At 63.7% G+C, this 18,150-nt stretch carries 13 protein-coding genes and 3 pseudogenes; 9 read left to right on the forward strand and 7 right to left on the reverse strand.

Annotated features, from left to right (window positions below):
- Positions 1-11 precede the first annotated feature (11 nt).
- The 8 genes and pseudogenes from HK436_RS06640 (at position 12) to HK436_RS06675 (ending at position 8,880) form a co-directional block, all read left to right on the forward strand.
- On the forward strand, positions 12-1,058 hold the full coding sequence (locus HK436_RS06640) for a substrate-binding domain-containing protein (RefSeq protein WP_173188264.1): 1,047 nt from the start codon (positions 12-14) through the stop codon (positions 1,056-1,058).
- Positions 1,059-1,178: 120 nt separating this feature from the next.
- Positions 1,179-2,135, forward strand: coding sequence for a sugar-binding transcriptional regulator (locus HK436_RS06645; protein ID WP_173188266.1), 957 nt, complete (start codon positions 1,179-1,181; stop codon positions 2,133-2,135).
- Positions 2,136-2,171: 36 nt separating this feature from the next.
- Positions 2,172-4,228, forward strand: a pseudogene (locus HK436_RS06650) (bifunctional aldolase/short-chain dehydrogenase).
- A gap of 220 nt (positions 4,229-4,448) precedes the next feature.
- Positions 4,449-5,450 carry a sulfate ABC transporter substrate-binding protein gene (locus HK436_RS06655; RefSeq protein WP_173188268.1) on the forward strand — a complete coding sequence of 334 codons (1,002 nt, stop codon included), beginning with the start codon at positions 4,449-4,451 and terminating at the stop codon, positions 5,448-5,450.
- Positions 5,451-5,528: 78 nt separating this feature from the next.
- Positions 5,529-6,350 (forward strand): sulfate ABC transporter permease subunit CysT, encoded by an 822-nt coding sequence (cysT, locus tag HK436_RS06660; RefSeq protein ID WP_173188270.1) that lies wholly within the window; start codon positions 5,529-5,531, stop codon positions 6,348-6,350.
- A complete protein-coding gene (cysW, locus tag HK436_RS06665; protein ID WP_173188272.1) occupies positions 6,347-7,243 on the forward strand; it encodes a sulfate ABC transporter permease subunit CysW in 897 nt (298 codons plus the stop codon). Before cysT ends, cysW begins: the two co-directional genes overlap by 4 nt.
- A pseudogene (locus HK436_RS06670) lies at positions 7,240-8,261 on the forward strand (sulfate/molybdate ABC transporter ATP-binding protein). Before cysW ends, HK436_RS06670 begins: the two are co-directional and overlap by 4 nt.
- Before the next feature lie 157 nt (positions 8,262-8,418).
- Positions 8,419-8,880: an RrF2 family transcriptional regulator gene (locus HK436_RS06675; RefSeq protein ID WP_173188274.1), complete on the forward strand. Its 462-nt coding sequence runs from the start codon at positions 8,419-8,421 to the stop codon at positions 8,878-8,880.
- On the opposite strand, the gene HK436_RS06680 is transcribed toward HK436_RS06675, so the two are convergent.
- The 5 genes and pseudogenes from HK436_RS06680 to HK436_RS06700 all read right to left on the reverse strand — a co-directional run bounded on the left by HK436_RS06680 (position 8,877) and on the right by HK436_RS06700 (position 14,519).
- Positions 8,877-9,032 carry a hypothetical protein gene (locus HK436_RS06680; RefSeq protein ID WP_173188276.1) on the reverse strand — a complete coding sequence of 52 codons (156 nt, stop codon included), beginning with the start codon at positions 9,030-9,032 and terminating at the stop codon, positions 8,877-8,879. The two genes, HK436_RS06675 and HK436_RS06680, sit on opposite strands and share 4 nt — an antisense overlap.
- A gap of 127 nt (positions 9,033-9,159) precedes the next feature.
- Positions 9,160-10,803: an ABC transporter ATP-binding protein gene (locus HK436_RS06685; protein WP_173188278.1), complete on the reverse strand. Its 1,644-nt coding sequence runs from the start codon at positions 10,801-10,803 to the stop codon at positions 9,160-9,162.
- 1 nt (position 10,804) lies between these two features.
- Positions 10,805-11,959 (reverse strand): ABC transporter permease, encoded by a 1,155-nt coding sequence (locus HK436_RS06690; RefSeq protein ID WP_173188280.1) that lies wholly within the window; start codon positions 11,957-11,959, stop codon positions 10,805-10,807.
- Between the two features lie 10 nt (positions 11,960-11,969).
- Positions 11,970-12,887 carry an ABC transporter permease subunit gene (locus HK436_RS06695; protein ID WP_173189993.1) on the reverse strand — a complete coding sequence of 306 codons (918 nt, stop codon included), beginning with the start codon at positions 12,885-12,887 and terminating at the stop codon, positions 11,970-11,972.
- Between the two features lie 64 nt (positions 12,888-12,951).
- Positions 12,952-14,519 (reverse strand): annotated as a pseudogene (locus tag HK436_RS06700) (peptide ABC transporter substrate-binding protein).
- A gap of 353 nt (positions 14,520-14,872) precedes the next feature.
- Between HK436_RS06700 and HK436_RS06705 the strand changes: the two are divergent.
- Positions 14,873-15,967, forward strand: coding sequence for an acyltransferase family protein (locus tag HK436_RS06705; RefSeq protein ID WP_173188282.1), 1,095 nt, complete (start codon positions 14,873-14,875; stop codon positions 15,965-15,967).
- A gap of 16 nt (positions 15,968-15,983) precedes the next feature.
- Here HK436_RS06705 and HK436_RS06710 read toward each other — a convergent pair whose 3' ends face one another.
- Together HK436_RS06710 and HK436_RS06715 are read right to left on the reverse strand one after the other, a co-directional pair.
- Entirely contained in the window at positions 15,984-16,604 is a 621-nt protein-coding gene (locus HK436_RS06710) for a ribonuclease D (RefSeq protein ID WP_173188283.1), read from the reverse strand.
- Between the two features lie 17 nt (positions 16,605-16,621).
- Positions 16,622-18,001 carry a M20/M25/M40 family metallo-hydrolase gene (locus tag HK436_RS06715; protein ID WP_173188284.1) on the reverse strand — a complete coding sequence of 460 codons (1,380 nt, stop codon included), beginning with the start codon at positions 17,999-18,001 and terminating at the stop codon, positions 16,622-16,624.
- Positions 18,002-18,150 lie beyond the last annotated feature (149 nt).

The following is an 18,150-nucleotide window of genomic DNA, read 5'->3' on the forward strand; positions in this document are numbered from 1 at the left end:
AGGAAACGAGCATGAGCATTACTCGCAGGACATTCAGCGCCCTTGGCCTTGCCGCGGCCGCGGGCATCTTCGCCTTGCCGGCGCTGGCACAGGACCGGCCGGCGCCGTTCGACAATGCCGCCGACGTCCAGATCGCGCTGGTGCGATACCTGTCCACCGGCGACTTCTTCCAGGCCTATCTGGCCGGCGTCGAATCGCAGGCCAAGGCGCTGGGCGTCGACCTGCGCGTGCTGGACAGCCGTCAGGATGCCGCGCTGCAGGCCGACATGGTCGACCAGGCGATCGCGCTCGGCGTCGACGGCATCATCATCCAGCACGGCCTGACCGAATCGATGAAAGAGGCCGCCCAGCGTGCAGTCGACGCTGGCATCAAAGTCGTCGCCTTCGACGTGAATGTCGAGAACGAGGCGATCCCGCAGATCGAGCAGTCGGACCGCGACCTCGCAAGGCTCGCGCTGGAACAGGCTATCGAGGACAATGGGGAGGCCTGGAAGGCAGCCTATGTCTACGTTGCCGGCATCGCCCCGCTCGACCGGCGCGACGAGACCTGGCGCGAATTCAAGGAGCGCTATTCGGGTATCGAGGAAGTCGCCATGTTCGGCACGCTCGACAATCCGATCGCCAACTCCGTCGCCAATCAGGCGCGCTCGGTGCTGACCGCCAATCCTGGGATCCAGGTCGTGTTCGCACCCTATGACGAGTTCGCGAAAGGCGTGAAGATCGCGGTGGACGAAGCCGGGCTTTCCTCGGACATCAAGATTTATTCGGCCGACATTTCCACCGCCGACATCTCGGCAATGCGCGAGCCCGGCAGTGCATGGGTCGCGACGGCCGCCACCAACCCGGCCGTCGTCGGCCAGGTTTCGGTGCGCGCGCTCGCCATGATGCTCGCAGGCGAGGAGCCGGGCGCCAGCGTCATCGTGCCGCCGACGCTGATCACGCAGGCCGAACTCAACGACAGCGACATCAAGAACATGGAGGAATTGTCGGCCAAGATGCCCCAGTTCAACCATGCCGACGTCGCCATGCCTGAGTGGATGCCGAACCCGAACGAGTAGGCGGTTTCAAGCTTCGGGCGGGGCGGTTCGCAACGGACCGTCCCGCCCGTTTCACTTTACCGGTCTCGCTCGCGCGCAGTACGTACTTTTGTCATGACGACGAAAGGAAGGGACAGAGCCATGCCAATCCGCCCCGGCGACCAGATCGTGCACAAGGCCGCGTGGCTCTACTACACGCATGGCCTGCGGCAGGACGAGGTCGCGCGGCGTCTCGACATTTCGCGCGCATCGGTGGCGCTCTACCTGCGCAAGGCGCGAGAAAGCGGCATCGTCACCATCGCCACGTCGACGCATCTCTTTGCCAGCGACGTGCTGGCACGGCGCGTGGAGGACACCTACGGGCTCGCCGGCGTGTGGGTCGCGCCTGAAACGGGACCGGTCTTCGAGCCTGCCGTCGAAATCCCGGCACTGGCGGCAAGCGTCTTCCTTTCGCTGGCGGCCAGCGGCCAGAAGATAGGCATCGCCTGGGGCCGAACGGTCTATTCGATCGCAGACGTCATGTCCTATGCAGATCTTCAGGACGTTACCGTCGTGCAGCTTTGCGGCAATCTCGGCGCGCCCTACTCCTACCGGCCGGACCAGTGCACGATGGAAATCGCCCGGCGACTCAATGCCAAGGGCCTCAATTTCTACGCACCGCTGGTCCTGTCGAGCGAGCGTCTGGCGCGCGAACTGCGGGACGAACCGGTGATCCGAGAGCAGCTCGCGGGTGTGTCGGATTGCGATCTGGCGCTGTTTTCGGTCGGCATGGTCGACGAGGACGCCCACGTGGTCAAATGCGGCGCGATGACCGCCGACGAGGTGCACGCCGTGCGCGATCGCGGAGCGGCGGGCGTCATCGCCGGCCAGATGATCGACGCCACGGGCGAGCTCCTCGACTGCGACTACAATCGCCGGGTCATTTCCGCCGACTTCGCCTCTTTCCGGCATATCCCGAAGCGGATGATGGTCGTGCAGGAAAGCGCCAAGCTCGACCCGCTCAAGGCCGCCCTTGCCGGCAAATTCGCAACCCATCTGGTGCTTTCGCAAAGCATGGCCGAACGCCTTCTCGCCGAAGCGGCCGACGCTGCGGCCTGACATTCGTATCCTCCCAAAACCACTGACGGACAAGACATGAAGAACCTCTGGAAAGACACCGACGCCGAAGCCCTGGTTGCCGCCTATGGGCAAAAGGGCGTCGAGCGCGACCTTGCGCTGCGCGTCTACACCACCCGCCTGCTGGGCGGAGAGCCGCGCCTCGTGCTGCATGGCGGCGGCAACACCTCCGTCAAGCTCGAGGCAACCGACCTCGTCGGCGACCACTGGCCGGTGCTGTGCGTGAAGGGCAGTGGGTGGGACATGGGCGTGATCGAACCGCAGGGCCTGCCGGCAGTGAAGCTCGCGCCGCTGCTCAAGGCGCGCGCGTTGGAGAGCCTTTCCGACGAGGACATGGTGTCGCTGCAACGCGCCAACCTGATCGATCCCGGCTCGCCGAACCCGTCTGTCGAAACGCTGCTGCACGCCTTCCTGCCGCAAAAGTTCGTCGACCACACCCATTCGACAGCCGTGCTCGCCATCGTCGACCAGGGCGACGACAGTGAAGCGCTGATCCGCAAGGTGTTCGGGCCGAAGATGGGATACGTGCCCTATATCAAGCCAGGCTTCGATCTCGCCAAGGCCGCAGCTGAAATCTACGATCAGGATCCTTCGGTCGAGGGGCTCATCCTCGACAAGCACGGTATTTTCACATTCGCCGAGACGGCGAAGGATGCCTACGATCTGATGATCCGCTACGTCACCGTGGCGGAAGACTATGTGGCGCAGAACACCGCGAACCCGCTGGTGCCGGTCACGCTACCCAAGCGCCTGCCGGACCCGGCGCAGATAGCCCCCTGCTGCGCGGGGCGGTCGCGATGCGCCACGGCGAAGGCCGCTTCGACCGGATGGTCAGCGACTTCCGTACGTCGCCCACGATCCTGGAATTCCTGAACGCGGAAGGGCTGGAGCGTCGCGCCGCCCGAGGCGTTTCCACGCCCGACCTTTCGATCCGCATCAAGACGGGTCCAATGGCGCTGCCTGCACCCGACGCCGACAATCTGGACGCCTATGCCGAGACGGTGAAGACGCATGTCGCCGACTATGTCGCCGAATACACCCGCTACTTCGAGGAGAACGACGCGCGCGACGAGGTGAAGCGCACCATGCTCGACCCGATGCCGCGGCTTCTGCTCGTGCCGGGGCTGGGCATGTTCGGTTTCGGCCGCACGCTGAAGGACGCGAAGATCGCCTCCGACGTCGGCGAGATGTGGATCGAGGCCGTGCGCGGCGCCGAAGCGATCGGCGATTTCCGCCCGCTTGCCAAGTCCGACCTTTTCGAGCTCGAATACTGGTCGCTGGAGCAGGCCAAGCTCGCCGGCAACAAGCCGAAGCCGCTGACGGGGCAGGTCGCGCTTGTAACCGGCGGCGCCGGCGCCATCGGGGCCGCAACGGCAAAGCTGTTCGCCAGCCAGGGCGCACATGTGGTTGTCGTCGACCTCGACGCTGAGAAGGCAAAAGAAGCGGCCAAGGCTGCAGGCAACGGCTCGATCGGCGTCGGTGCCGACGTGACGAAGCCGGAAGACATCGCCGCCGCCTTCGAACAGGCCGTGCGCAATTACGGTGGCGTCGACATCGTGGTCTCGAACGCGGGAGCCGCCTTTGAAGGCGGTATCGGCGAGTTGGACGACGCGCTGCTGCGCAAGAGCTTCGAGCTCAATTTCTTCTCGCACCAGAACGTCGCGCAAGCGGCCGTGCGCATCTTCAAGCAGCAGGGCACCGGCGGCACGCTGCTGTTCAACACCTCCAAGCAGGCGGTCAATCCGGGTCCGAAATTCGGCGCCTACGGCATACCGAAGGCCGCAACGCTGTTCCTGTCGCGGCAATACGCGCTGGAATATGGCGGCATCGGCGTGCGCGCCAATGCCGTCAACGCCGACCGCATCCGCTCCGGCCTGCTTACCGATGAGATGATCGCCAACCGCTCGAAGGCGCGCGGACTTTCCGAAAAGGACTACATGTCCGGCAACCTGCTCGGGCTGGAGGTGACGGCCGAACACGTGGCGCAGGCCTTCCTGCACCATGCGCTGGCCGAGCGCACGACCGCCGACGTCACAACCGTCGATGGCGGCAACATAGCGGCAACGCTGCGCTGAGCCGTTACACACTCGCCCGCGTCGCGCCCTCTGGCGGCGACGTGGGCAACATCACTGCGCGTATCTACCTTCTCGTAGATGGAAAATCCTGAACTAGCCTTATTGCAGGGTGTATTTTCTATTTCCTAGACATACGAACCCTTAAACGTACCTCTTCCGCGATTGCGAAGGCGGATATTCTGCGTGTATTGGACGCATGTCCTTCCTCACGGAGTTCCTCATGAAACGCCTTCTTCTCGCCGGCGCCGCCGCCGCGCTCCCTTTCGCCGCGCCCGCGCAGGCGCAATCGCCGGACAAGATCCTCAACTCCTCCTACGACATCGCCCGCGAGCTTTTCGCCGCGATCAACGAGGCCTTCGTGCCCGCCTATAAGGCGCAGACCGGACGCGACGTTACGGTGGACCAGTCCCACGGCGGAACCTCGGCCCAGGCGCGCTCGATCGCCGAAGGCCTTGAGGCGGATGTGGTGACCTTCAACCAGACGACCGACATCGATTTCCTCGTGCAGCAGGGCTTCGTTTCGGAGGACTGGCAGAGCGAGTTCCCGAATAACGCCTCGCCCTACTACTCTTTCCCGTCGTTCCTCGTCCGCGAAGGCAACCCGAAGAACATCACCGACTGGGACGATCTCGCCCGTGACGATGTGGAAGTGATCTTCCCCAACCCCAAGACCTCCGGCAACGCACGCTATACCTATCTCGCCGCGGTCGCCTACGCCAAAGAAGCCTTCGGGGACGACGAGGAGAAGATCGCGGAATTCGTCGGCAAGATCTTCGACAATGTCCCGGTGTTCGATACCGGCGGCCGTGGTGCCACTACGACGTTCATCGAGCGCGGCATAGGCGACGTGATCATCACATTCGAGGCCGAGACCCGCTCGATCGCCCGCGAATATGGCGAAGACAGCTACGACAGCGTCGTGCCGTCGGTGAGCCTGCTGGCCGAGTTCCCGGTGGCCATTGTCGACCGCGTTGCCGAGCGGCGCGGCAGCCAGGAACTGGCGAAGGATTATCTGGATTTCCTCTATTCGGAAGAGGGACAGCGCATCGCCGCAACGTTCGGCAATCGCGTCCACGATGAAAAGGTGACGGCCGAGTTTGCCGACCAGTTTCCCGAGGTGCGCTTGGTGACGGCCGAAGACGTCTTCGGCGGCTGGGACCGCATCCAGGAGGAACACTTCGCTTCGGACGCCAAGCTCGACCAGATTTTCGGCGACCGCTGAGTCCGTCAATTCGCTAGTGTGCGGCCGGCGGTTGGAAACCCGCCGGCCGCAACCCTTGCCCCGAAAGGTCCAGCGATCTTGAGACGTCGAATTCTGCCCGGTCTGCCGCTGTCGCTTGGCATCACGCTGTTCTATGTGGCGCTGATCGTGGCGTTGCCGCTCGGCGCGCTCATCTTCAAGGCCGCCAGCCTCGGACCCGAGGAATACTGGCGCATCATTTCGTCATCCCGCGCCATAGCCAGCTACCGCGTCACGGCCTTGTCCGCGCTCGCCGCGACGGCGTTCGGCCTCGTCTTCGGGCTGGCGCTTGCCTGGGTCCTGGTCCGGTACGAATTTCCCGGTAAACGGCTGATCGACGCGCTGGTCGACCTGCCTTTCGCGCTCCCGACCGCGGTTGCCGGCATCGCCCTTACCTCGCTATTCGCGCAGAATGGCTGGCTCGGCTCGATCCTCGCCTCGGTCGGCATTCAGGTCGTCTACACGCCGCTGGGCATCATGGTGGCCATGTTCTTCACCAGCCTGCCCTTCGTGGTGCGCACGGTGCAGCCTGTGCTGGAAGACCTCGATCCGGCGCTCGAAGAAGCCGCGCAGTCGCTCGGCGGTTCGGATGGCACGATCTTCCTGCGCGTGATCCTGCCACTGCTGACGCCTGCGCTTCTGGCCGGCCTGTCGCTTTCATTCGCGCGCAGCCTCGGCGAGTTCGGCGCCGTCATCTTCATTGCCGGCAACCGCCCCTCTTCGACCGAGATCACGGCGCTGCTGGCCTTCATCCGTCTCGAGGAATTCAACTACAGCGCCGCGGCAGCGATCGCTTCGGTGCTGCTGTTCACGGCCTTTGTCATGCTTGCCGTGACGAACTACCTGCAGGCGCGCGCCCTGCGCTACATGGCGAGGGCATGACTATGGCGCAGCACCCCGCCAAACCGCCACGGGTCGGCGATACGCCCGCCATTCGCTGGACACTGATCGCCTTCGTCGTTTTCTTCGGCTCGCTTCTCGTGCTGGCACCGCTGCTGGTGATCTTCACGCAGGCTTTCGCGCTCGGTATCGGCCATTTCGCGGAAACCATTGCGCTTCCGGATACGCGACACGCGATCTTCCTGACCGTACTGACGGCACTGATCGCCGTGCCGCTCAACACGATCTTTGGCATCGCGGCCGCCTGGGCGATCACCAAGTTCGAGTTCTGGGGGCGGCGTTTTCTGCTGATCGTGATCGAAATCCCGTTCTCGATCTCGCCGGTGGTCGCGGGCGTTGCCTATCTCTTCGTCTACGGGCTTCAGGGCCTGTTCGGCCCGGCGCTGCAATCGGCCGAGATACAGATCCTGTTCGCCCTGCCCGGTATCGTGCTCGCCTCGATGTTCGTCACCGCGCCGTTCGTCGCGCGCGAGCTGATCCCATTGATGCAGGCGCAGGGGCGGGACCTCGAAGAGGCGGCGACCTCGCTGGGCGCCTCGGGCTGGCGTACATTCCTGACCGTGACGCTGCCCAATATCCGCTGGGCGCTGCTCTATGGCGTGGTGCTCTGCAACGCGCGTGTGATGGGCGAGTTCGGCGCGGTCTCGGTGGTGTCCGGAAAGATCCGCGGCCAGACCAACACGCTGCCGCTGCACATCGAGCTGCTCTATCACGACTACAACACCGTCGGCGCATTCGCGGCCGCCTCGATACTCGCCGTGCTTGCGCTCGTCACCATTGTCGCCAAGCTCGCGCTGGAGCGCCGCGGCGCGGGACGCGCAGGCCGTCCGGCGCTGGCCAGCCCAACAGTCGCCATCCAGGAAAAGACGTCATGAAGATCACCCTCGACCAGGTCGTGAAGACCTTCGACACGTTCCGCGCCGTGCATGGCGTCTCGCTGGAAATCGAGAGTGGCGAACTTGTCGCGCTGCTCGGGCCTTCCGGCTCGGGCAAGACGACGATCCTGCGCATGGTGGCGGGCCTCGATATGCCGATGCCGGATCAATCCATTTCGGCGACGAAGACGCCACGAACATCCCCGTGCGCGAGCGCGGCGTCGGCTTCGTCTTCCAGCACTATGCGCTGTTTCCGCATATGACGGTGGGCGAGAACGTGGCCTTCGGCATGAAGGTGTCAAAGGTGCGCCGGTCGAAGGACGAGATCGCGCGGCGCGTCGAGGATCTGTTGCGGCTCGTGAGGCTGGAAGGGCTGGGCAACCGGTTCCCGACGCAGATCTCCGGTGGGCAGAGGCAGCGCGTGGCGTTGGCGCGGGCGCTGGCGGTCGACCCCAAGGTGCTGCTGCTCGACGAACCGTTCGGCGCGCTGGACGCCAATGTGCGGCGTGACCTGCGGCGCTGGCTGCGCGAAATCCACGACGAGCTCGGCATCACGACGCTGTTCGTGACCCATGACCAGGAAGAGGCGCTGGACCTCGCCGACCGCGTCGTCATCCTCAATGAGGGGCGGATCGTGCAGCAGGGCACGCCGGAAGATGTGTGCCGGCGGCCGGGATCGGCGTTCGTCATGAAGTTCCTGGGCGACACCAACCGCCTGGCCGGAACGGTGACCGGCGGCATCGCCCGGGTCTCTGGCGCGACCGTTCCCGCTCCGGGTGTCGGGGACGGGCCGGTCGAGATACTGGCGCGGCCGGTAGACCTCGGCTGGGCGACGGCGGGCGACGGCATTCCGGCGCAGGTGGCCCGTGTGATCGACCAGCCCCAAGGTCGGCGCATCCTGGCCCGCATCGAGACCGGAGAAGCTGTCGAACTGGATGTGCCGGCCGACATGCAGGTCGCGGCCAGCGACCATGGCTATGTCAGTATCCTGCGCGGCAACGTGTTTCCGGTGTCGTGATCATCGCCGGCACTGCCGATGTCGGAGCCTTGCGGCTTGTATGTGCCGCCGCCCGATCCTATGAGGAATGGGTGCCTCGCCGCGACAAGGTAAAGCTGGATTGACTGGCCGTCGCATCGCTCTTGCGTAGGCGCGGTGGTCGGAGAATGATGCGGACATGCTCACCAAGAAGGGCAAATACGGCCTGAAGGCTCTCGTTTATCTGGCTCACCTGCCGCCCGGCCAACTCGCCTTCGTCAACGACATCGCCGTTGCCCGGAACATACCGAAGAAATTCCTCGATGCGATACTGGGGGAGCTGCGGAATGCCGGCTTCGTCGAGAGCCGGAAAGGCAAGGACGGCGGTTATCGGCTGGCAAAGCCGGCCGGCGACATCAGGATCGGCCATGTCGTGCGGGTGCTGGATGGGCCGCTCGCGCCGATCTCCTGCGCGAGCCAGACGCGCTACCAGCGCTGCGAGGACTGCGACGAGGCGACCTGCGAGGTCCGGCAGATGATGCTAAATGTTCGTCGCGCCATTGCCGAAGTGCTCGACGGCCAGAGCCTTGCGGAAATGCGCGATGCCGACAATGACGCGGTTGGCGGCCTTCGTGAGGTACGCGTCACAGGCGCTATCTAGGCAACCAGGCCGAAGACGAAGGCTGCGGTGAAAACCACCGAAACCGTGAAGATGAGATAGGTGAAGGCGCTGCCGCGTGGGCGAACGATGGCCCGTTCCGCCGCCCCTTGGTGTGCCTGGCGGCTGGATCGATTGCTGTTTCCGTAAGACATGGTTCCTCCGTCCATGTCTTTAATCTATAAAATCAGTAGACTTTGTCGACTATAAATTTTCTACCGTTCACCGCTTCGTCGCCGCCTGGCCCGGAAAATTTGCGACAACCGGCGAAAAATATTCCACTCAGTCAATCAGACCGGCTGCGAATGCGCCGGTCTGCTGCCGGAACGGCGTCCCGTCGATGGCCGCCGCCATAAGGGCCTGGGTGTAGGCTTCACGCGGGTGATCGAAGATCGCGTCCGTCGGCCCCTCCTCGACGATCCGGCCCTGTTTCATCACCACGATGTGGTCGGCCATCGCCCGCACAACCGCGAGGTCGTGGCTGATGAAGAGGTAGGAAAGATCGTGCGCTTTCTGCAAATCGCGAAGAAGATCGACGATCTGCTTCTGCACGGAACGGTCGAGCGCAGATGTCGGCTCGTCGAGCACGACAACCTTCGGCTTAAGGATCATCGCGCGGGCGATGGCGATGCGCTGGCGCTGGCCGCCGGAGAATTCGTGCGGATAGCGATTGCGCATGGCCGGGTCGAGCCCGACCTCGTCCAGCGCCTCGATGGCGCGCCGGTCACGCTCGCGCGCAGGCAGTTGCGGCTCATGTACCTTCAGGCCCTCGGTCACCACCTGGCCGATGGTCATACGCGGCGATAGCGAGCCGAACGGGTCTTGGAAGACGAGCTGCAGTTCCTTACGCATCGGCCGCATGGCACGCTTGTCGGCGGCGCTGATGTCGGCCCCTTCGAAGCGGACCGTACCCTCGCTCGGCAGGAGCCTGAGCAGCGCGCGACCGAGCGTCGACTTGCCGGAACCCGACTCGCCGACGACACCGATCGTCTGGCCCTTGTGCAAGGCGACCGAAATTCTGTCGACGGCGCGGATTTCGGCCTCTGGGCCCGAGAACCATCCGCCACCGCCGCCAAAGACAACCTCGACGTCACGTCCCTCAAGCAGGATCGGCGCCTCCAGCGGTGGCGGCGCCTTGCGGCCGGTCGGTTCCGCTGCCAGAAGCTCCATCGTGTAGGGGTGCTTGGGCGTGTCGAACAGAACCGATGTCTCCCCTTCCTCCACTACCTCGCCGTAGCGCATCACATAGACCCGGTCGGCGAAGCGGCGGACGATGCCAAGATCGTGCGTGATGAAGACGATGGCCATGCCCAGCTTGCGCTGCAACTCGGCTAGCAGCGCGAGAATCTGGGCCTGTATGGTTACGTCGAGCGCGGTGGTGGGCTCGTCGGCAATCAGCATGTCGGGATCGTTCGCCAGCGCCATGGCGATCATAACGCGCTGACGCTGTCCGCCGGAGAGTTCATGCGGATAGGCATCGACCCGGCGGGCGGGATCGGGAATGCCGACAAGCTCCAGCAACTCGATGACACGCTCGCGGGCAGCCTTTCGCGACATCCCCCGATGGAAGACAAGCGGCTCCGCGATCTGCCGCCCGATGCGATAGAGCGGATCGAGCGAGGTCATCGGCTCCTGGAAGATCATGGTAATCTTCTCGCCGCGGATGCGGTTGAGCTTGCGCTCCGATAGGCCGATCAGCTCCTGGCCGCGATAGGTGGCGGAACCACGGGCGCGGCCATTGCTTGCAAGCAGGCCCATCAGCGCCATGGTGGTCTGGCTCTTGCCGGACCCGGACTCGCCGACGATCGCCACGGTCTCGCCCGGCTTCACGTCGAGATCGATGCCCCGGACGGCGTGAACCATGCCGTCATTCGTCTCGAACTCGACATGCAGGTCGCGCACGCTGAGGATGGATTCCTGCGTCATGTCAGCGATCCTTCGGGTCGAGGGCGTCGCGCAATCCATCGCCCAGGAAGTTGAGCGCGAACAGGATCGCCGTCAGCGTCACCGCCGGATAGATTAGAAGCCATGCTGCGCCGCGCATGTTGGCCGCACCTTCGGCGATCAGCAGGCCGAGACTGGTCAGCGGCTCCTGTACGCCGAGGCCTAGGAAGGACAACAGGCTTTCAAGCAGGATCGCCTTGGGCACCAGCAGCGTGACGAACACGACCACCGGGCCGAGCGCGTTGGGAATGATGTGGCGGCGCACGATGCCGGCATCGCTCACGCCAAGCGCTTCTGCCGCCTGCACATATTCCTGGCGTTTGATGGTGAGGGTCTGGCCGCGAACGATGCGCGCCATGTCGAGCCATTCGGTGCAGCCGATCGCGATGAAGATCAGCACGAAGTTTCGCCCGAAAAACACCACCAGCAGGATGACGAAGAAGATGAAAGGCAGCGAATAGAGGACGTCGACCACGCGCATCATCAGATTGTCGACACGGCCGCCGAGATACCCCGCGATCGCGCCGTAGGTGACGCCGAGCAGCAACGCCATCATCGATGCCAGCACGCCGATCGCCAGCGAGATGCGGATGCCGATGAGGATGCGCGTGAGCAGGTCACGGCCGTTGGCATCCGTGCCAAAGACGAAGCGCAGCCGCTGAACGTCCGCCACCATGAAGGCGCTTGTCGCGCCTTCCATCATCTCGTTGCCTTCTTCATCCTCAAGGCGCGCATTGGAGAAAAGGTCGGAACGGTCGATGTAGCGCACGATGCGCGGATCGAGCGCTTCGTCGTCGGAGACCGGGGCGCGAACGGTGGAGCCGGAAAGCTCGATCTCGCCGATGTCCACCCGCGCCCGTCCGAGCGCGCTTTCGAAGGCCGGCACGATAGCGTCCTCCTTCGGATATGCCTCCAGGCTCGCCGGCGCGCGCACATATTGCGGATAGATGCGGTCATAGGGATGCGCATGGATCCAGGGACCCACGATGCCGGCAAGCGCCAGCAACAGCAGGACAACGGCGCTAGCGACAGCCGCGCGATTGCGTCTCAGGCGAAGCCAGGCATCCTGGCCGAGGGACCGCCCAGCGACCAGGGGCTCCCGAGGACCTGATGCTTGTTCAAGCGTGGTGTTGCTCATTGACGCCTCCTCAGTCGTAGCGCACGCGCGGGTCGAGCCACGCATAAAGCACGTCGACGATGAGGTTGAAGACGATGACGAAGCAGGCGATCACCACCACCGTGCCCATCACCAGCGTATAGTCGCGCCCGAGCGCGCCCTGCACGAAATAGCGGCCGATGCCGGGGATGCCGAAGATGGTTTCCACGACCACCGAACCGGTCAGCAACGCCGCGGCCGTCGGTCCGAGATAGGACACCACCGGCAGGATCGCGGCACGCAGCGCATGGACGCCGACCACAACATAGGATGGCAGGCCATAGGCGCGCGCGGTGCGCACATGATTGGATCGCAATGCCTCGATCGTGGCGCCGCGCGTCAGCCGGGCGATGATCGCGATCTGTGGCAGGGCCAGCGTGGCGATGGGCAACACCATGTGCTGCCAGGTGCCCCAGCCGCCGGCCGGCAGCCAGCCCATCATGACGCCGAAAAAGAGGGAAAAAACCGGCGCAATCACGAAGGTCGGGATGGTGATACCGAAAGTCGCCGTGCCGACCACCATGTAGTCGACCCAGGTGTTCTGGCGCAGTGCCGCCAGCGCGCCGAGGAACACGCCGACGACAAGCGCGATGGAAAGCGCAATGCCGCCGAGCTGGATCGACACCGGCAGGCCGGTCCTGAACAGGTCGACCACCGAGAAGTCACGGCGTGTGAACGAGGGCCCGAGGTCGCCCTGCGCCAGATTGCCGAGATAGATTAGATATTGCTGCCAAAGCGGCTTGTCGAAATTATAGGCGCGTTCGAGGTTCTTCATGATCAGCGGATCGAGCGGGCGTTCGAGATCGAACGGGCCGCCCGGCGCCAGCCGGATCATGAAGAAGGCGATGGTGACGATGATGAACAGCGTCGGCACCGCTCCGGCAAAACGCCTGAGCACGTAGGCAAACATGGCCTGCCCGGTCAAGGTCGCCCATGCGCGGCCGGGGCCGCGCATGGGCAAGTCGTGTCTGGGATTACTGCTCGATCGACATCCAGCGGGTGCCGTGGACGTTCATCACGTTGTCTTCCCAGCCGTTGAGCTTGTCGGAAACGAGCGAACCCGACGAATAGTAGAGGATCGGGATGATCGGCATTTCTTCCAGAAGCAGAGCCTCGGCCTCCTTGAGGATTTCCGCGCGCGCGTCGATGTCGATCGTCCCTGCGGCCTTGTCCATCAGGGCGTCGTAGTCGGCATTCTCCCAGCGGGGATAGTTGAAGCCGAGATTCTCGCTCTCGAACAGGAACAGGAAGTTCTGCGGATCGGAATAGTCGCCGATCCAGCCGGCGCGCGTCATGTCGAAGTCGCCGTCCTGCTTCATGTAGTCGAAATAGCCGGTGCCCTCCATTTCGACGATGGTCGAGTTGATGCCGATGTTCTTCAGCATGTCGCTCAGCGCCGTCATGGTGTTCTTGTGGTTCTCGCCGGTGTTGTGGCGCAGCTCGATGCTGAGCGAACCCTCGGCCACGCCGGCTTCCTCGAGCAGGGCCTTGGCGGCATCCTCGCGGTCGAGGATGTCGTCCTCGGCATAGGGGAGAGTGGCGTTCTCACCGTAATTTCCGATGCCTGGCGGCACGAAGGACCATGCCGGGATCATGGTGCCGCGCCAGATCTCGTCAGCCAGGAACTCTCGGTCGATGGCCATCGAGATCGCTTGGCGCACGCGCGGATCGGCAAGCTTTTCCTTCTTCACCTTCACCGGCAAATAGTAGACGCCGAGATAGGGCGCGATGCGGAGCTGCTCGCCGAGGTTCGCCTTCATGTAGTCCATCTGCTGGTTGTCGAGGTCCGAGCAGGAGTGGACTTCACCCGCCTCGAAGCGACGCAGGCAGGTGGCGCGGTCCTCGAACGGGATGAAGTTGACGACGTCGATCTTGACGTTATCCGCATCGTGGAAATGCGGGTTCTTGCGCATCGTGATCTTGTCGTTGGGTGTGAAGTTCTCCAGCATGTAGGCGCCGTTAGTCACCATGTTGCCGGGGCGGGTGAACTCGGTGCCGTGCTCTTCGACGGAAGCCTGATGAAGCGGCAGGCCGGTCTGATGGGTCAGCAGTTCGAGAAAGTAGGGGTCGGCGCGTTCAGCGTGATCTCGAGCGTGTTGTCGTCCAGCGCCTTGGCGCCGAGTTCCGCAAGCTCCTTCTCGCCCTTGTTGATCGCCTCGGCGTTCAGGATCGGATACTGCATGTTGGCGTAGGGCGCCGCCGTTTCCGGGTTCTGGATGCGCTGATAGGTGAAGACGAAGTCGCTTGCCTTCACCGGGTCTCCGTTCGACCACTTCGCATCCTGCCGCAGCTTGAAGGTGTAGACGAGGCCGTCATCGGAGATTTCCCAGCTCTCCGCAACGCCCGGAACCACTTCGGCCTTGTTGTTCTGAACCACGAGACCTTCGTAAAGGTCGCGCATCAGGTGACCTTCCGCCACCGTCGTCGTTTTGTGGTGGTCGAGGGTCGTCGGATCGGTGTCGTTGCCGCGGTTGTAGACCACTTCGGCAAAAGCCTGGGTTGCGACGAGGCCGCCGGGCACAACCATCGCAGCCGAAAGCATGGCCGCATTCATCAATTGACGTAGCATCGGTACTTCCTCCTCTGGAACCGGTCCCCGCCGCCGGGTGAGGCAGATTATGAACAAGCCTAATCCGAGAGCAAGCGTGAATCGGACGCGCGGCCGCCCATGCGCCCTTTCCGCAATGCGATTAGCCTGAAGGCATAATTTTCGCACGAACACGCGCATCAAAAAGGTGAAATTGACGGAATCTTGCTCTCCGGTGCATGCAAGAAAGTCTTCACCAAGCCAGCAAGATGCCCGCCGTTCCGTTGGCGGGTTAATGGTTCGCTGGCCTCGGCGTGCTAGGTTTGCGCCCAATCAAAAGCGCATTCCGCAAGCGCAGGGAGCACGAAATGGCTGAAACCGCGACACGCATCGGGTGGGTCGACATCGCCAAGGGCATCTGCATCATCTTCGTGGTGATGATGCACTCGACGCTCGGCGTCGGCAGCACCATGGGCGGCGAAGGGTTCATGCACTATGTCGTGGCGTTTGCGCGCCCCTTCCGAATGCCCGACTTCTTCCTGATTTCCGGCCTCTTCCTCGGGCTCGTCATCGACAGGCCGTGGCTGCGCTACGTCGACCGGAAGGTCGTGCATTTCCTATATTTCTACGTGCTGTGGCTGACGATCCAGTTCGTCTTCAAGGCGCCCGGCATGGTGGCCGAAGACGGGCCCGCCGCGCCACTGACAGCCTATCTCTGGTCGTTCATACAGCCGTTCGGCACGCTGTGGTTCGTCTATATGCTGCCGATCTTCTTCATCTTCACGCGGCTGGTGAAGACGCTGCCGGTCTGGCTGGTGCTGGGTTTCGCCGCCGTGCTCGAGATTCTGCCGATCCACACCGGCTGGGTGCTCTTCGACGAGTTCTGCTCGCGCTATGTCTACTTCTTCGCCGGCTATGCCTTCGCAACGCGGATTTTCGACCTTGCCGAATGGGTTGCCGCGAACCGCGCCAAAGCTCTCGGTCTTCTTGGGCTGTGGGCGGTCATCAACAGCATCTTCGTCTTCACGCCAGCGCCGGCCTCCTTCGCCATCTTCCACCAGCCGGGCGGCGATTCCGCCGGTGCCGCGGGACTGGCGGTTCTGCCGTTCATTTCGCTCGCGCTTGGCGTCGCCGGCGCGATGGCGATCGTAACCGTGTCGGCCCTTGTCGCACAGGTTTCATGGATGCAATGGCTATCTTGGCTCGGCGCGCACTCGATCGTGATCTACCTCGCCTTCTTCCTGCCCATGGCCGTATCGCGCGTGATCCTCATCCGCACCGGCATCATCACCGATATCGGCACGATCTCGCTGCTCGTGACCATCGCAGGCGTGATCGGCCCGGTCATGCTCTACGGGCTGATCCAGTGGACCGGCTGGGGCAAGTTCGTGTTCGAGCGACCTGACTGGGCGATTATCGACCGCCCCGCCAGGCCGCAGCGTGCCGCGCTGCCGGCCGAATAGAACGGCAAAACCTCTCTCACGAGTGGGCGAAGATGTCCTGCTCGTCCCAGCCCATCAGATCGAGCCTGGCGCGGGTGGGCAGGAAGCGGAAGCAGGCTTCGGCCTCTTTCGTCCGTCTGTCGCGCTCCAGCCTGAACAGCAGCTTTTCGCGAAGCTGGTGCAGGTAGAGAACGTCGGAAGCGGCATATTCGAGTTGCTCCGGCGTCAGCGTCTCGGCTGCCCAGTCGGACGATTGCTGCACCTTGGACAGGCTGACACCCAGCAACTCGTTGCAGATGTCCTTGAGACCATGGCGATCGGTATAGGTCCGGGTCAGCCGTGAAGCGATCTTGGAGCAGAAGACCGGCTCCGGCATCACGCCGAATGCGTGGTAGAGCACCGCAAGATCGAAGCGGCCGAAGTGGAAGAGCTTGGTGATCTTGCGGTTGCGGAGCAGCGAGACGAGGTTGGGCGCACGCTTCTGACCGGGCGCGATCTGGATCACGTCGGCCGTGCCGTCACCGGGCGAAAGCTGCACCACGCAGAGGCGGTCGCGATGCGGGTTCAGCCCCAGCGTCTCGGTGTCGATCGCAATCGCATCGACGTCATAGTTGGCGAGATCGGGCAGGTCGCCCTTGTGAAATCGGATGGTGGTCATCGAGCGGCCTTTCGGGTTCAGGAGGTCAGCGCGGCGAGGATGCGCGCCCAGCTTCTCTGGCCCTTGTGGAACGAGGTGAGGTCGTATTTCTCATTGGGCGAATGGATGCGGTCGTCATCGAGGCCGAAGCCCACGAGCAGGGTGTCCATCCCGAGGCGGCGCTTGAAATCGCCGACGATCGGGATCGAGCCACCCATGGCAAGCACGAGGGCCTTGTTCGGCCATTCGTCCGTCAGCGCCGAAGCGGCCTTGGTCACCATCGGGGAATCGTAGGCAAGCTGCAGCGCCGGCGACCCGCCATGCTTGTGAAAGGTTACCGAGCAGTCGGCCGGGACCCTGTCCTCGACGAACTTGCGGAATGACGCGCGGATCGCCTCGGGGTCCTGATTGCCGACGAGGCGGAAGGACACTTTCGCCGATGCCTGCGCGGCGATCACCGTCTTGAAGCCCTCGCCCTCGTATCCGCCGGAGATGCCGTTGAATTCGGCGGTCGGGCGCGCCCACACCATTTCCGGGATCGAGCGTCCCTTTTCGCCCGACGGGACCGACAGGCCGATGTCGCCCAGAAGAGGGCTGATGTCGAGCTTATCCCAAGATGCCTTGATCTGGCTCGGCGTCTCTTCCACGCCGTCATAGAAGTCGGGGATCGTGATGCGCCCCGTCTCGTCGTGCATGTCCGCGAGGATTCTGGAAAGGATGCGGATGGGATTGGCCGCCGCACCGCCATAGACGCCGGAGTGGAGGTCTCGGTTGGCGGCGTGGATCGTCACCTCCTCGCCCACGAGTCCGCGCAGGCCGACCGTGATGCAAGGCGTGTCGCGGTTCCACATGCCGGTATCGCAGACCATGGCGAAATCAGCCTTCAGCTCCTCCGAATTGGCGTCGAGGAACGGCTTGACCGAGGGCGAGCCGGATTCTTCCTCGCCTTCGAACAGCAAGGTGATCTTGCACGGCAGACTGCCATGCACCTGCTTCCAGGCGCGGCAAGCCTCCACGAACAGCATGAGCTGCCCCTTGTCGTCGGACGAGCCGCGGCCGGTGATGACCTTTCTGCCGGGCTCCAGATCCTTGATGCTCGGATCGAACGGGTCGGCATCCCACAGGTCCAACGGGTCAACCGGCTGAACGTCGTAATGGCCGTAAAACAGGACATGCGGAGAACCTTCCGGCCCGTCGTGATGGGCAACGACCATCGGATGGCCGGGCGTGTCGCGCACGCTTGCATCGAAGCCGATGCCCTTCAGATCATCGACCAGCCATTCGGCGGCGCGGCGGCAATCCTTCGCGAAGGCCGGGTCAGTCGAGATGGAGGGAATGCGCAGCAGCGAGAACAGCCGTTCGAGGCTGGATTCGAGGTCTGCGTCAATACGGTCGAGGACGGGAGCGAGTGCGGACATGGTTGGACCTTTCGATTCTGCGGCCGCGACCCTATCGTCCGGCGCACCGCTCGAAAAGCCCTGCTTCCTTATGCCAGCAGCACAAGAAAGTGCCGCCGTGGTGGAGGGGAACCACGGCGGCCTTACTCGAAACGATGCGGGAGCCCGGA

Origin of the sequence: Neoaquamicrobium sediminum (assembly GCF_013240295.1) — a bacterium.
Taxonomy (GTDB): domain Bacteria; phylum Pseudomonadota; class Alphaproteobacteria; order Rhizobiales; family Rhizobiaceae; genus Aerobium; species Aerobium sediminum.